Raw genomic sequence first — 13,291 nt, forward strand, 5'->3', positions numbered from 1 at the left:
CCCGCAAGGCATTGAAGGAGAACACCCATGGCCACCCCGAAATATGACAAGGCCGATCTGGAACGCCGCATGAAGGGCGCTGTCGAGGCGCTGGTCAGCGATCTGGCGGGTCTGCGCACCGGCCGCGCCAATGTCGCGCTGCTCGATCCCATCGTGGTCGAGGTTTACGGCAGCAAGATGCCGCTCAACGGCGTTGCCAGCGTTTCCGCCCCCGAGCCGCGCATGCTGGCCGTGCAGGTGTGGGACAAGGGCACCGTCAGCTCGGTGGAAAAGGCGATCCGTTCCGCCGGTCTGGGCCTGAACCCCATCACCGACGGCCAGACGCTGCGTCTGCCGATCCCTGACCTCACCGAAGAGCGTCGCAAGGAACTGGCCAAGCTGGCGGGCAAATATGCCGAGAACGCCCGTATCGCCATTCGCAACGTGCGCCGTGACGGTATGGAAGCGGCCAAGGCCGACGAGAACAAGAAGCTGATCGGCGAGGACGAGCGCAAGCGCTACGAAACCGAGATCCAGAAGCTGACCGACGACCAGATCAAGGCCGCTGATGACGTCGCCGCTGCCAAGGAAAAGGAAATCCTGGGCAAGTGAGCGCTTTGGCTCTCAGCAGCGGCGATGCCGGGCCCGGCGTGCGCCATGTCGCCATCATCATGGATGGCAATGGACGCTGGGCCAAGCAGCGGTTTCTGCCGCGCGCGATGGGCCATCAGCGCGGCGGGGAGGCGGTGCGCCGCCTGATCCGCGGCGTGAAGGATATGGGGCTTGAGGCGCTGACGCTTTATGCCTTTTCCTCGGAAAACTGGCGGCGCTCGGCGGAGGAAATCTCCGATCTGATGAGCCTGATGAAGCGCTTTATCCTCAATGATCTGGATGAGATCGCCGCCCATGGCGTGCGCATCCGCATCATCGGGGATTACAAGGCGTTTTCGCCCGATGTGGTGGCGCTGCTCGACAATGCGATCGAGAAGACGGCGAACAACCGCGTGATGACGCTGGCCGTGGCGCTGAACTATGGCAGCCAGCAGGAAATCGCCCGCGCCGCCACCGCCGCTGCCGCCAAGGGCGAGATCACGCCCGAGAGCATCGAGGCGGAACTCTACACCAGCGATCTGCCGCCGCTCGATCTGCTGATCCGCACCAGCGGCGAGGTGCGCCTGTCGAACTTCCTGCTGTGGCAGGCCGCTTATGCCGAAATGTGGTTCACCGATGTGCTGTGGCCCGATTTCACGCCCGAGCATCTGAAGGAAGCCATGGCCGCCTTCACCCAGCGGGAGCGCCGTTTCGGTGGCCGCTGAGAGCCTGTCGCCGGGGCGCTCGCGCTCTGAGCTGAAGACGCGTACCCTCTCGGCCATCGTGATGGTTGCCGTGGCGGGGATCGCGCTGGCGCTGGGCGGGCTGGTCTGGCAGCTTTTCGTGCTGGCCGTGGCCGTGGGCGTGCTGTGGGAGTGGAACAAGCTCGTGCGCCGCATCGCGGTCAGCCGCTGGGCGCGGCTGATCTGGCTGGTGGCGGGCGTGGTCTATGTCGGCACGGCGAGCGAGGTGCTGGCCTCGATCCCGCTGATGTTCGGCGCGCTGGGGCCTTTGATCCCGGTGGCGCTGGTGGTGGCCACCGATGTGGGCGCCTATTTCGCGGGCCGCACCTTCGGGGGCCCCAAGATCGCGCCCATGATCAGCCCCTCGAAAACGTGGTCCGGCCTGGCGGGCGGGGCGCTGCTCTCGGCGCTGGCCTCGCTGGGCTTGCTGGTGCTCGCAACCGGGCGTATTTTGTTCGATGAGGCGCAGGTTCTGGCTCAGTTCATGATCGCTGGTGTTGCTGTGGCGGTGATCGCTCAGGCCGGTGATTTCTTCGAGAGCTGGATGAAGCGCCGCGCTGGCGTGAAGGACAGTGGTTCGCTGATCCCCGGCCATGGCGGTCTGTTCGATCGGGTGGACGGTCTGCTGGCGGTGCTGTTCGTGGCGGGCCTGCTGTCCGCGATAAGAAGGTTTTTCTAAAGTATGATGCGCAGTCTGTCCGTTCTGGGCGCCACCGGCTCGATCGGGGCCTCGACACTGGATCTGGTGCGGCGCCAGCCCGAGGCATGGCGCGTGGTGGCGCTGACCGCCAATGGCAATGCCAAGGCGCTTGCCGAACTCGCCCGTGAATTCAAGGCGCAAGTGGCGGTTGTTGCCGATGAGGCTCAGCTGCCCGCCCTGCGTGAGGCGCTGGCCGGCAGCGGCATCGAGGCGACGGGCGGCGAGGCCGCGCTGGTCGAGGCAGCGAGCCGTCCCGCAGATATCGTGATGGCCGCCATCGTCGGCTGCGCGGGTCTGGCCCCCACCATGGCCGCCATCGAGCAAGGCCGCACCGTGGCACTGGCCAACAAGGAAGCGCTGGTCTCTGCTGGCGAGGTGATGACCGCCGCCGTGGCCAGGCATGGCACCACGCTGCTGCCGGTCGATTCCGAGCATAATGCCATTTTCCAGTGCCTGTCCGGCAACAGCCACAAGGATGTGCGCTGGATCACGCTGACCGCCAGCGGCGGGCCCTTCCGTGACTGGGATGCCGAGCAGCTGCGCCATGCCACGCCTGCTCAGGCGATCAAGCATCCCAACTGGTCGATGGGCGCCAAGATCAGCGTCGATTCGGCCACGATGATGAACAAGGGTCTGGAGTTTATCGAGGCCTATCACCTCTTCCCGGTGGGCCTCGACAAGCTGCGCATCATCGTTCACCCGCAGTCGATCATCCACTCCATGGTGGAATACCGCGACGGCTCGACGCTGGCGCAGCTGGGGCCGAGCGATATGCGCGTGCCCATCGCCAGCTGCCTGGCCTGGCCCGCCCGCATGGACACGCCGCTGTCGGACCAGCTCGATCTGGCCACCATCGGCCAGCTGACCTTCCGCGCGCCCGATGAGGAGCGTTTCCCCGCCACCCGTCTGGCGCGTGAAGCCGCGCGGGCAGGGGGGGGCATCCCCGCTGTGCTCAATGCCGCCAATGAGGTGGCCGTGGCCGCTTTCCTCGATGGCCGCATCGGCTTCACCCGGATCGCGGCGATGGTCGAGGATGTGCTGGGGCGTTACGCGCCGCCGCCGCCCGCCACGCTGGAGGATGTCCATGCTGTTGACGCCCGCGCCCGTATCGAGGCGAAATCCCTGATGGAGATCGCGTAAGCCATGCTGGGGTCGATCTTCAACGGGGTGCTGGGCTATATTCTGATGCTCGGGCCGCTGGTGCTGTTGCATGAGCTGGGCCATTATCTGGTGGGCCGCTGGTGCGGCGTGCATGCCGATGCCTTTTCCATCGGCTTTGGTAGCGAGATGTTCGGCTGGACCGACAAGCGCGGCACCCGCTGGAAGGTCTCATGGCTGCCTTTGGGCGGTTATGTGAAGTTTGCCGGCGATATGAACGCCGCCTCCATGCCGATCGACGATATTCCGCTCAGCCTTGAAGAGCGCGAGCGTTGCTTCCAGTTCAAGCCGCTATGGCAGCGCGCCGCGATCGTGGCGGCGGGGCCGGTCACCAATCTGCTGATCGCTCTGGTGATCTTTTCGGCCTTCAACGTCGCTTTCGGGCGTTATGTCGCCGATCCGGTGATCAAGGCTTTCCCCGAGCATTCCGCCGCTCAGGCTGCCGGGCTGCAGCTGGGCGACCGCATTGTTGCCGTCGATGGCGACAAGACCCCCTATTTCGATGATGTGGCGATGCATGTCGCGCCGTTCCCCGGCGAGACGGTGCAGGTGACGGTGCAGCGCGGCGCGGGCCAGCTTACGGTGCCGGTCAAGCTGGGCAGCATCGCCCAGCAGGACGGCAAGGGCCATACCAGCAACTACGGCCTGATGGGCATCCAGCGCGGTGACGTCTATCGCCTGCGCTATGGCCCCATCGACGGCGTGGGCCACGCCTTCGAGCAATGCACCCAGATCGTCGAGCTGACGGTGACCGGCCTGCGCCAGATCATCTTCGGCCAGCGCAGCGTGCGCGAGCTGGGCGGGCCGGTGAAGATCGCCGGTGTCGCGGGGCAGGCGCTGAGCATGGGGCTGTTGCCCTTTGTTTCGATGGCGGCTTTCATTTCAATTAATTTGGCATTCATCAATCTGCTGCCAATTCCGGGGCTGGATGGTGGGCACCTTGCTTTTTATGCGGTGGAGGCTCTTCGCCGCAGGGCAATGACGGCACGCACGCAGGAATGGGCCTTCCGCACCGGTTTGGCTTTCCTGCTGGCGCTGATCGTCTTCGTAACTGTCAATGATGTGGTGCCGGCCAGATTTTTCGGTTCATGATGGGGAAATAAGCGGGGCTGACGCCTTGTAACGTGCCAAGATGCCTTGATCGTGGATCAAGCATCGGGCACAGGGCGGCTGTGCTTTAGGGCGGGCCGTGGCTTTCGGGCGGATGGTCCGCGCGAGGGCAAACAGGGGTAGTTCGGTTGGCGGCGTGCCGCCGACTTGGGGAAATGGGAACTGCCGTGTCGAAGATGGGACGAATTATGGGTCAACGCGCTGGGATTTGCAGCACCTCGCATCTGGTGGTTGCCCTGTTGGGCAGCTCGATTCTCGCGGGGGTGCCGCAAATTGCCCTGGCTGCGCCTGCCCCCAAGGCGGCGCCTGCCAAGAAGGGCGCGCCCGTTCCTGCCGGTGCGGCCCAGCCTCTGGGTGAGGACAAGGCGCCTGCCGCCGCGCCCGCAGCCGGCACCGGCCAGGTCATCCAGTCGCTGACGGTCGAGGGCGTGCAGCGCCTCGAACAGGACACGGTGCTGTCCTATGTGAAGCTGCGTGTCGGCCAGGTCTATTCGCAGGTTGCCGCTGACCAGGCGCTCAAGGATCTGAACGCCACCGAGCTGTTCTCCGACCTGCAGGTCCGTAACGACAATGGCCATGTGGTCATCACCGTTCAGGAAAACCCGGTCATCAACCGCATCGTTCTTGAGGGCAACAAGCACCTCAAGGAAGACAAGATCAACCCTGAGATCAAGCTGGCCCCGCGCCAGATCTTCACGCGTTCCAAGGTGCGCGCCGACGTGGCCCGCATCATCGAGCTGTACAAGCGTCAGGGCCGTTTCGGCGCCAGCGTCGAGCCCAAGATGGTCAAGCTCGACCAGAACCGCGTCGATATCGTGTTTGAAATCACCGAAGGGCCCAAGTCCAAGGTCCGCCAGATCAACGTCATCGGCAATGAGGCTTTCACCGACAAGGAGATCGCCGCGGTCATGATGACCAAGGAGGCGCGCCCGCTGCATATCTTCCGCAGCGGCACCTCCTACGATCCGGACAAGCTGGCCTATGACCAGCAGAAGCTGCGCCAGTTCTACCTGACCAACGGCTATGCCGACTTCCGCGTCGTTTCCGCCGTGGCCGAGCTGACGCCGGACAAGAAGGACTTCATCGTCACTTACGTGGTCGAGGAAGGCAAGCGCTACAAGTTCGGCGACATCAAGGTGGAAAGCCAGCTGCGCGACTTCGATGGCGCCACGCTGGTCAAGGCTCTGCCCGAAAAGAAGGGCGCCTGGTACAACGCCAAGCAGGTTGAGGACACGATCGACCAGCTGAACGACACCGCCGGTGCCTTCGGCTATCTCGCCGACGTGCGCCCTCAGTATCAGCGCGACCCCAAGACGCTGACCATGGGCGTCACCTTCAACATGACCGAAGTGCCGCGCGTTTACGTGGAGCGCATCGACGTCAACGGAAACACGCTGACCCAGGACAAGGTGGTCCGTCGCGAATTCCGTCTGGCCGAAGGCGATGCCTTCAACACGGTGCAGATGAAGCGCTCGACCAACCGCATCAAGGGTCTGGGCTATTTCCAGGAGAAGTTCGAGGTCAAGCAGACCGCCGGTTCGGCGGCTGACCGCGTGGTGCTCGAAGCCAATCTGGAAGAAAAGCCCACCGGCGAACTGCAGCTTTCGGCAGGTTACTCCAGCCTTGAAAGCTTCATCTTCTCCGCGGCGATCAAGCAGAACAACTTCCGCGGCCGCGGCCAGACGGTGGGTCTCTCGGGCTCGATCTCGCGCTATTCCAAGAGCCTGGTGCTGTCCTTCGCCGAGCCTTATCTGATGGATAAGAGCGTCTCGCTGGGCGTGGACATCTACCGCCGCGACTACAACAACTACAATTACTACAGCAGCAATTCGAACTCGCTGTATGAAAGCTCGACCACCGGTTTCCAGGCGCGTCTGGGCTTCCCGCTGACCGAATACACCTCGCTGGTGACGCGCTACACGCTGAACTATGACAAGGTCTCGCTCGATCAGACGCAGTTCTATTCGCAGAACTCGTCGGGCGTGCTGGCGTGTAACCCGATCCTTGCGGGCCGCTATCTCTGCGAATCCGAAGGGTCGCGCACCAGCTCGATCGTCGGCGCCTCGCTGATCTATGAAAACCTCGACAACCGCGTCCATCCCTCCAAGGGCAAGACCGGGTCGATCGGTGTCGATATTTCGGGTCTGGGTGGTTCGGTGCGCTATGCGCGCCTGCGTGCCAACGTTGCGCGTTACTGGCCGGTGGGCAAGGGCTTCATCGGCTCGATCACGGCCGAGGGCGGCGCGATCCATGCGCTGGGCAGCGATACCAAGTCGGCGGGCGTGGATGCCATCCAGCTGACCGACCGTTTCTATCTGGGCTCGCCCCAGATCCGCGGCTTCGACATTCGCGGCGTGGGCCCGCGCATTGTGCGCAAGAACCAGACGGGCACCGATTCCAGCGGCAACCCGACCTATTCGGCTGACCGCAATGACTGGACCGAAGACGCGATCGGCGGCAAGTATTACTATCTGGCCCGCGCGGAGCTGGAAATCCCGCTGGGTGCCGGCGCGAAGGAAATGGGCATTCGTCCCTCGATCTTCCTCGATGCCGGTGCTGTCTGGGGCATAACCAAGCCGCAGACCCAGTATTACACCACCAGCACGCTGATCCCGACCCGCGATTCGAAGGGCAATGCCCTCTATTCGCAGACCAATCTGGACGGCAGCGTGGTCACCACCACCAATGCCACCAACCCGGCGACCAACGCGGCCAACACCGCGCTGGGCACCACCGTGGCTCCGTTCCAGGAATTCTATTACGGCGATACGCCGACGCCCCGCATCGCGATCGGTGTGGGCTTCAACTGGAATTCGCCCTTCGGGCCGTTCCGCATCGATATTGCCAAATCGCTTTTGCACGCCACTGGCGACGATACCAAAGTCTTCACTTTCAACGTGGGAACCCAGTTCTGATGAAAATGCTCGTGAAATCCTTCGTCGCCGTGGCCTTGCTGGCCGGTACGGCTCAGGCTGCTCTGGCTGCCCCCAAGCCCGCCGCCGCCGCTCCGGCTGCCGCCCCCGCCGCTGCTGGCGTGAAGGCCGGCGTGAATGGCATCGCCTTCGCCTATCTGGACGCCATCATCGAGAATTCGGCTGCCAACCGCGCCGCCGATGCTCAGCGCCCCACCACCTACAAGGCGCAGATCGATCAGGCCGAAGCCCGCCGCAAGCAGCTGGTCGCCCAGATCCAGCCGATGGTCGACAAGTACAACAAGGACGCAGCGGCCCCCGGCGCGAACGCCGCCGCCATCCAGCAGCAGGGTGAAACCATCCAGAAGCTGCAGGAATCGGGCCAGCAGGAGCTGCAGAAGATCCTGGAGCCGGTGAACCTGTCGCGCGCCTATGTGCGTGAGCAGATCCTCGACAAGCTGGATGCCTCGATCCAGGCCGCCATGCAGAAGAACGGCGTGACGCTGCTGCTCGATCCGCGCGCCAAGCTGGCTTCCAGCAACGCCTATGACCTGAGCCGCGCGATCCTGACCGAAGTTGACGCCGCGATCCCCAACGCTCAGCTCGTGCCGCCCGCCGGCTGGCTGCCGCGCGAAGTGCGTGAGCAGCAGGCCCAGCAGCAGCAGGCTGCCGCCGCCGCTGGTGGCGCTGCTCCTGCCGCCGGTCGCCCTGACGCCGGCGGTGGCCGCTAAGGCGCGGACCGGGAACCCCTGATGAGCGAGACCACTCCCGCGCCGCTGGGCGTTTCGGCGCCCACTCCGGTGGATTATGACATCCGCAAGATCCTGGCTGCGTTGCCGCATCGCTATCCGATGCTGCTGGTCGACCGGGTGGTCTCGATCACGCCTGACGAGTCGCTGCATGCCGTGAAGGCGGTCAGCTTCAACGAGGGCTTCTTTCAGGGGCATTTCCCGGGTCGCCCGATCATGCCGGGCGTGCTGATCGTCGAGGCGCTGGCGCAGGCCGCCGGTATCCTCGCGATCGAATCGCTTGGTCTGGCCGGTTCGGGCAAGCTGGTCTATTTCATGGCGATCGAGGACGCGAAGTTCCGCGCTCCGGTCGAACCGGGCGTGCTGCTCGACCTGCATGTGGGCTTTATCCAGAAGCGGGCACGGGTCTGCAAGTTCTGGGGCAAGGCCATGCTGGGCGACAAGCTGGCCACCGAGGTCAGCTTCACTGCCATGATCGCGGATCAGCCCGCCTAAGAACAGATGGAGAGGCAGCGCGCTCGGATCGGGTGCCAATGCCGCTTCGTCGGGAGACGTTATAGGAGCGCGAGGGTGTAACACCCTCGCATCTTCTCTTTCTTGTCTCCTGAATCCAGAGCTGGACAAAAGCGCCGCTCCTCGCTAGGGGCGGCGCTTCCATTTCGGGCCGGTCGGAACCGGCACTTCAAACGAAAGATATTGCCATGAAGGCCAACACCCACCCCGATTACCACTTCATCACCGTTCAGATGACTGACGGCACCACCTTCCAGACCCGTTCGACCTGGGGCAAGGAAGGCGACGTGCTCGCTCTGGACATCGATCCCACCTCGCACCCGGCCTGGACCGGCGGCAGCGGTCGTCTGCTCGACCAGGGTGGCCGTGTGGCCCAGTTCAACAAGCGCTTCGGTGGCCTCAGCCTCAAGAAGGGCTGATCCTCGCGCTTGCAGGATTGTACGAAAAGGGCTCGGGAAACCGGGCCCTTTTTGCGTATGGGGGTAAGCGGGCTGCGGGGCAGGGCAATTAATTTTCGAGCCGCTGCATTTTTCGCTTTTCAAACCTGCCGATCTCATGCAAAGGCGCGCCTCCCGACAGGCAAGGCCTTGACGGAAACATAGCCCGCTGCCGCTAAGGCAGCCTGTGTGGCGACTGTAGCTCAGTTGGTTAGAGCGCCGGTTTGTGGTACCGGAGGTCGAGGGTTCGAACCCCTTCAGTCGCCCCATTTCTCTCATGAGAAAATCTCGATCATCGCAGAAGACCGGTATAACCGGCGCGCGCGGCCCTCTTGGCCTTTATGCCCCTTGCCGATGGGGGCGCCCCCTGCCAAAGCAACAGGTCTGTTTTTCGCGCCTGAGGCTGTGAGGCCCTGTCGCCAGCTTTCGGTTCGCTTGCCCATGCATGGCTTTGCCAATCCTGCCCGTTTCCTGCGCATCGCCACCTGGGCGACGCCGCTCTGTTTGATCGCGGGTCTGCTGATCGCCAGCGCGGCGCTGGTGTGGGGTGTGGGCTTCGGTCCGGCCGATGCGCTTCAGGGCGATGTGGTGCGGATCATCTATCTGCATGTGCCCACGGCTTGGCTGGGGATGATGGGCTGGTCCTCGATCGCGATCGCCAGCTTCGTCGAGATCGTCTGGCGTCACCCGCTGGCGGGGATTGCTGCGAGGGCGGCTGCTCTGCCGGGCGCGGTGTTTACCGCGCTGTGCCTGATCACCGGCTCGATCTGGGGGCGCCCGGCCTGGGGCACCTGGTGGGTGTGGGATGGGCGGCTGACAAGCATGCTGGTGCTGCTGTTCCTCTATTTCGGCTATATGGCGCTGGCGGGCGCGACCCAGCATGACGATGCACCCGGGCAGGGGCAGGGCAGGATGGCCGCGATTTTCGGCCTGATCGGCGCGGTGAACATTCCGATCATTCATTATTCGGTGCTGTGGTGGAACAGCCTGCATCAGCCGCCCAGCCTTTCGGTAAGCGGTGTGGTGACGGGCACGGGCCCTATGGCCACCAGCTTCGTGGTGCCGCTGCTGACCAGCGTTCTGGGCTTCACCCTGATCTACACCGGCGTGGTACTGGCCCGCATGCGCATGATTCTGGCAGATTCGCAGGCTGAGGCCCGCTTGCGCCGCAAGGCGATGGCGGCGCAGGCGCGTAGTGGCGCTCTGGCGGAGGGCTGGTGATGCGCGAGGCACTTGATCCGTGGCAATTCGTGGTCGCCGCCTATGCGATAGGGGCGATCACCACGCTGGCGATGGTCGCCGGAAGCTGGCTCTCGATGCGCCGCGCTGAAAAGCGGCGCGATAAGGTGCGTGAAGGCAAATGACGGGAACGGGATTGCGGGCCAAGCATCAAAGGTTGGTGCTGCTGGGTGTGGCGCTGGTCGTGCTGCTGGTGGCGGGACTGCTGGCGGCCTGGGCGCTGCGCAATCAGGCCAGCTATTTCTATGTGCCGAGCGAAATCCTCGCCAAGCCGCCCGAGGCGGACCGTTCGGTGCGCCTTGGCGGCATGGTGGTGCGCGGCAGCATGAAGGACGCGCCCGATGGGGTGACGGTCAATTTCCTCGTCACCGATGGCAAGCAACAGGTGCCGGTGCGCTTTGCCGGCATCCGCCCCGCGCTGTTCGTGGAAGGATCGGGCGTGGTGGCCGAGGGGCACTGGACCAACGGTCTCTTCACGGCCGACAATCTGCTGGCCAAGCATGATGAAAAATACACCCCCCGCGAAATGCAGGGCATGACCACCGATCAGGCCCATAAAACCATCGCGGAAACCAAATAAGATGAAGACGGGAGACGCGCGTGCTCGCTGAACTGGGCCTTGCCATGCTGTGGCTGGCCGCCGCCCTTGCCGGGCTGCAACTTGTGGCGGGCAGCGTTGCGCTCACCAAGGATGGGGAAGGGCTGGGCGGCATTGTGCGCCCCGTCGCGGTGGTGCAGGGCGTGCTGGCGGCAGCGGCCTTTGCCAGCCTGATCTGGCTTTTCGTGCAGACCGACACCTCGGTGAAGCTGGTGGCGGAGAACAGCCATTCGGCCAAGCCGCTGATCTACAAGATTGCGGGCACATGGGGGAACCATGAAGGCTCGATGCTGCTGTGGGTGACGGTGATGGGGCTGGCGGGCGGCTTTGTCGCGCTGGTCGAGCGCCGTTTGCCGGAACGCACCATGATGGCCACGCTGGCCGGGCAGGCCTTTGTCAGCCTTGGTTTCTATGCCTTTCTGCTGTTTGCCTCCAACCCGTTTCAGCGGCTGAACCCCGCGCCTCAGGAGGGCAATGGGCTTAATCCGCTGCTGCAGGACCCGGGCCTCGCCTTCCATCCGCCCACGCTGTATCTCGGCTATGTCGGGCTTTCGATCGCCTTCAGCTTTGCCATTGGCGCGCTGGTGACGCGCGAGGTCGGCCCGGCCTTTGCCCGCGCCATGCGGCCATGGGTGCTGGGGGCGTGGATTTTCCTGACTCTGGGCATCACGGCGGGCAGCTATTGGGCCTATTATATGCTGGGCTGGGGCGGCTGGTGGTTTTGGGACCCGGTCGAGAACGCCAGCCTGATGCCTTGGCTGGCGGCGACGGCGCTGCTCCATTCGGCCAGCGTGCTGGCGGCGCGCAATGCGCTGCGGGCCTGGACGGTGATGCTGGGCGTGGTGGCCTTTTCCATGTCGATGGTCGGCACCTTTCTGGTGCGCTCGGGCATTCTGACCAGCGTGCATGCCTTTGCGGTCGATCCACGGCGCGGCGGCTTTATTCTGGCGCTGCTGGCGATCAACATCGGCGCGGCGCTGGTGCTCTTCGCCCTGCGCGCGGGCACCGTCACCGAGGGCGAGCGCTTCGAGGTGACCAGCCGTGAGGCCTCGCTGGTCTTCAACAATGTGATGCTCAGTTCCATTCTGGGCATCGTGCTGCTGGGCACGCTCTATCCGCTCGTCACCGAGGCGATGGGGGTGAAGGTTTCCGTCGGCCCGCCCTATTTCACGCCGATGAGCGCGGTCTTTGCCGTGCCGATGCTGGTGGTGCTGGCCATTGGGCCGCTGCTGCGCTGGCGCCATGACCGCTTCAAGCGGGTGAGCCCGGTGCTGGCCGCGCCTCTGGCGGTTACCATCATCGCCGCCATCGGTTTTGCTGTCGGCGGTGTGACCTCCACCATGTCGCTGATTGCGCTTTCGCTGGCGCCCGGTCTGGCGGTGGCCAGTGTGCTGCCGCTGCGCGGGCGCCATCTGGGCCGCGCGCCGCTCTCGCTGTGGGGCATGGTGATCGCGCATCTCGGGCTGGCGGTGGCGCTGTTCGGCATGGGCGCGGATGGCGCCTTTACCAAGGAGCGCTTGATCGCCGCCCGCGTCGGTGAAAGCGTCGATGTCGGCCCATGGCAGGTCAAGCTGGGGGCGATCACCCCGGTCGCCGGGCCGAACTGGACCGCGCTGGAGGCCGATCTGGTCGCTAGCTATGATGGCGCGTCGCCCGATCATCTGAAACCCCAGTCGCGCACCTTCTGGGCGCCGCCGCAGACCACCTCGGTTTCGGCGCTGCACACGCGCTGGAACGGGCAGCTCTACACCGTGCTGGGCGAGGAGACGCATGATGCCTCCAGCGCCGCCATGCCCACCGGGCGCTGGCAGCTGCGCCTTTGGTGGAAGCCCTTTGTGCCGATGATCTGGCTGGGCGGCATTCTGGTGGCGCTCGGCGGATTTCTGGCCCTGCTCAGCCGGGTGAGGCAGGATCTCAAGCGCCGTACCGTGCGTGCGCGCGGCGATATCCGCCGGGGCGATCGTGAGGAAAGGGAAGCGGCATGACCCAAAGCGAAGCACCCCGCGCGCCCCGCGCTCCGAGCTGGACCTTGTGGTTGCCGCTGGCGCTGTTCGTGCTGTTTGTCGGCGGCGTGGCGATCTCGCTGATGCTGCCCAAAAGCACCGACATCAACAGCCAGATGATCGGCAAGCCGCTGCCCACCTTCTCGCTGCGACCGGCGGCGGATGGGCGGCCCGGGCTCTCCAATGGCGATTTCGCCACGGGCAAGCCGCGCCTGCTCAACATCTTTGCCAGCTGGTGCGTGCCTTGCGGCGTGGAAGCGCCGGTGTTGGCCGAATTGCAGCGTCAGGGCGCGCAGATCGACGGCATCGCCATCCGCGACCACAAGGACGATCTCAACGCCTTCCTCGCCAAGAACGGCAATCCCTATCAGCGCATCGGTGCCGATGATGTCTCGGCGGTGCAGCTGGCGATCGGCTCCTCGGGTGTGCCGGAAACCTTCGTGATCGATGGCAAGGGCGTGATCCGCTACCAGCATATCGGCGACATTCGCGCCGAGGAAATCCCGATGATGCTGGCCAAGCTGAAGGAGGCCGAATCGTGATCGCGCGCTTCCTGCTC

The 13,291-nt window shown here is 64.5% G+C and carries 14 protein-coding genes and 1 tRNA gene; all 15 read left to right on the forward strand.

From position 1 onward, the window contains the following. Positions 1-27: 27 nt before the first annotated feature. The 15 genes from frr to HGK27_RS04165 all read left to right on the forward strand — a co-directional run bounded on the left by frr (position 28) and on the right by HGK27_RS04165 (position 13,274). Positions 28-591: a ribosome recycling factor gene (gene frr, locus HGK27_RS04095; RefSeq protein WP_206238941.1), complete on the forward strand. Its 564-nt coding sequence runs from the start codon at positions 28-30 to the stop codon at positions 589-591. A gap of 59 nt (positions 592-650) precedes the next feature. Beyond that, positions 651-1,295 carry a polyprenyl diphosphate synthase gene (uppS, locus tag HGK27_RS04100; protein WP_241127326.1) on the forward strand — a complete coding sequence of 215 codons (645 nt, stop codon included), beginning with the start codon at positions 651-653 and terminating at the stop codon, positions 1,293-1,295. Next, positions 1,285-1,992 carry a phosphatidate cytidylyltransferase gene (locus tag HGK27_RS04105; RefSeq protein WP_322099017.1) on the forward strand — a complete coding sequence of 236 codons (708 nt, stop codon included), beginning with the start codon at positions 1,285-1,287 and terminating at the stop codon, positions 1,990-1,992. Before uppS ends, HGK27_RS04105 begins: the two co-directional genes overlap by 11 nt. A 6-nt stretch (positions 1,993-1,998) precedes the next feature. Continuing rightward, on the forward strand, positions 1,999-3,153 hold the full coding sequence (locus HGK27_RS04110; RefSeq protein ID WP_206242792.1) for a 1-deoxy-D-xylulose-5-phosphate reductoisomerase: 1,155 nt from the start codon (positions 1,999-2,001) through the stop codon (positions 3,151-3,153). Between the two features lie 3 nt (positions 3,154-3,156). Beyond that, on the forward strand, positions 3,157-4,263 hold the full coding sequence (gene rseP, locus HGK27_RS04115; protein ID WP_206238945.1) for an RIP metalloprotease RseP: 1,107 nt from the start codon (positions 3,157-3,159) through the stop codon (positions 4,261-4,263). A 206-nt stretch (positions 4,264-4,469) separates the two neighbouring features. After that, a complete protein-coding gene (bamA, locus tag HGK27_RS04120) occupies positions 4,470-7,196 on the forward strand; it encodes an outer membrane protein assembly factor BamA (RefSeq protein WP_206238947.1) in 2,727 nt (908 codons plus the stop codon). Beyond that, entirely contained in the window at positions 7,196-7,924 is a 729-nt protein-coding gene (locus HGK27_RS04125) for an OmpH family outer membrane protein (protein ID WP_206238949.1), read from the forward strand. The genes bamA and HGK27_RS04125 overlap by 1 nt, the downstream gene beginning before the upstream one ends. Positions 7,925-7,945: 21 nt before the next feature. Then, complete coding sequence (gene fabZ / locus HGK27_RS04130; RefSeq protein WP_206238951.1) at positions 7,946-8,437, forward strand: 3-hydroxyacyl-ACP dehydratase FabZ; 492 nt, start codon at positions 7,946-7,948, stop codon at positions 8,435-8,437. 206 nt (positions 8,438-8,643) lie between these two features. Further along, positions 8,644-8,874 carry a 50S ribosomal protein L31 gene (gene rpmE / locus HGK27_RS04135; protein WP_206238952.1) on the forward strand — a complete coding sequence of 77 codons (231 nt, stop codon included), beginning with the start codon at positions 8,644-8,646 and terminating at the stop codon, positions 8,872-8,874. A 210-nt stretch (positions 8,875-9,084) separates the two neighbouring features. Beyond that, positions 9,085-9,161 (forward strand) — tRNA-His (locus tag HGK27_RS04140). Positions 9,162-9,333: 172 nt separating this feature from the next. Further along, positions 9,334-10,113 carry a heme ABC transporter permease CcmC gene (gene ccmC / locus HGK27_RS04145; protein ID WP_206238958.1) on the forward strand — a complete coding sequence of 260 codons (780 nt, stop codon included), beginning with the start codon at positions 9,334-9,336 and terminating at the stop codon, positions 10,111-10,113. Further along, positions 10,113-10,256 carry a hypothetical protein gene (locus HGK27_RS04150; protein ID WP_206238960.1) on the forward strand — a complete coding sequence of 48 codons (144 nt, stop codon included), beginning with the start codon at positions 10,113-10,115 and terminating at the stop codon, positions 10,254-10,256. Before ccmC ends, HGK27_RS04150 begins: the two co-directional genes overlap by 1 nt. Further along, on the forward strand, positions 10,253-10,711 hold the full coding sequence (gene ccmE, locus HGK27_RS04155; RefSeq protein WP_206238961.1) for a cytochrome c maturation protein CcmE: 459 nt from the start codon (positions 10,253-10,255) through the stop codon (positions 10,709-10,711). Before HGK27_RS04150 ends, ccmE begins: the two co-directional genes overlap by 4 nt. 20 nt (positions 10,712-10,731) lie before the next feature. Continuing rightward, positions 10,732-12,714, forward strand: a complete 1,983-nt coding sequence (locus tag HGK27_RS04160) for a heme lyase CcmF/NrfE family subunit (RefSeq protein WP_206238963.1) — start codon at positions 10,732-10,734, stop codon at positions 12,712-12,714. Continuing rightward, positions 12,711-13,274 (forward strand): redoxin family protein, encoded by a 564-nt coding sequence (locus HGK27_RS04165; RefSeq protein ID WP_206238964.1) that lies wholly within the window; start codon positions 12,711-12,713, stop codon positions 13,272-13,274. The genes HGK27_RS04160 and HGK27_RS04165 overlap by 4 nt, the downstream gene beginning before the upstream one ends. The last annotated feature ends 17 nt before the right edge of the window (positions 13,275-13,291 follow it).

The sequence above is a fragment of the Novosphingobium terrae genome (assembly GCF_017163935.1).
GTDB classification, from domain to species: Bacteria; Pseudomonadota; Alphaproteobacteria; order Sphingomonadales; family Sphingomonadaceae; genus Novosphingobium; species Novosphingobium terrae.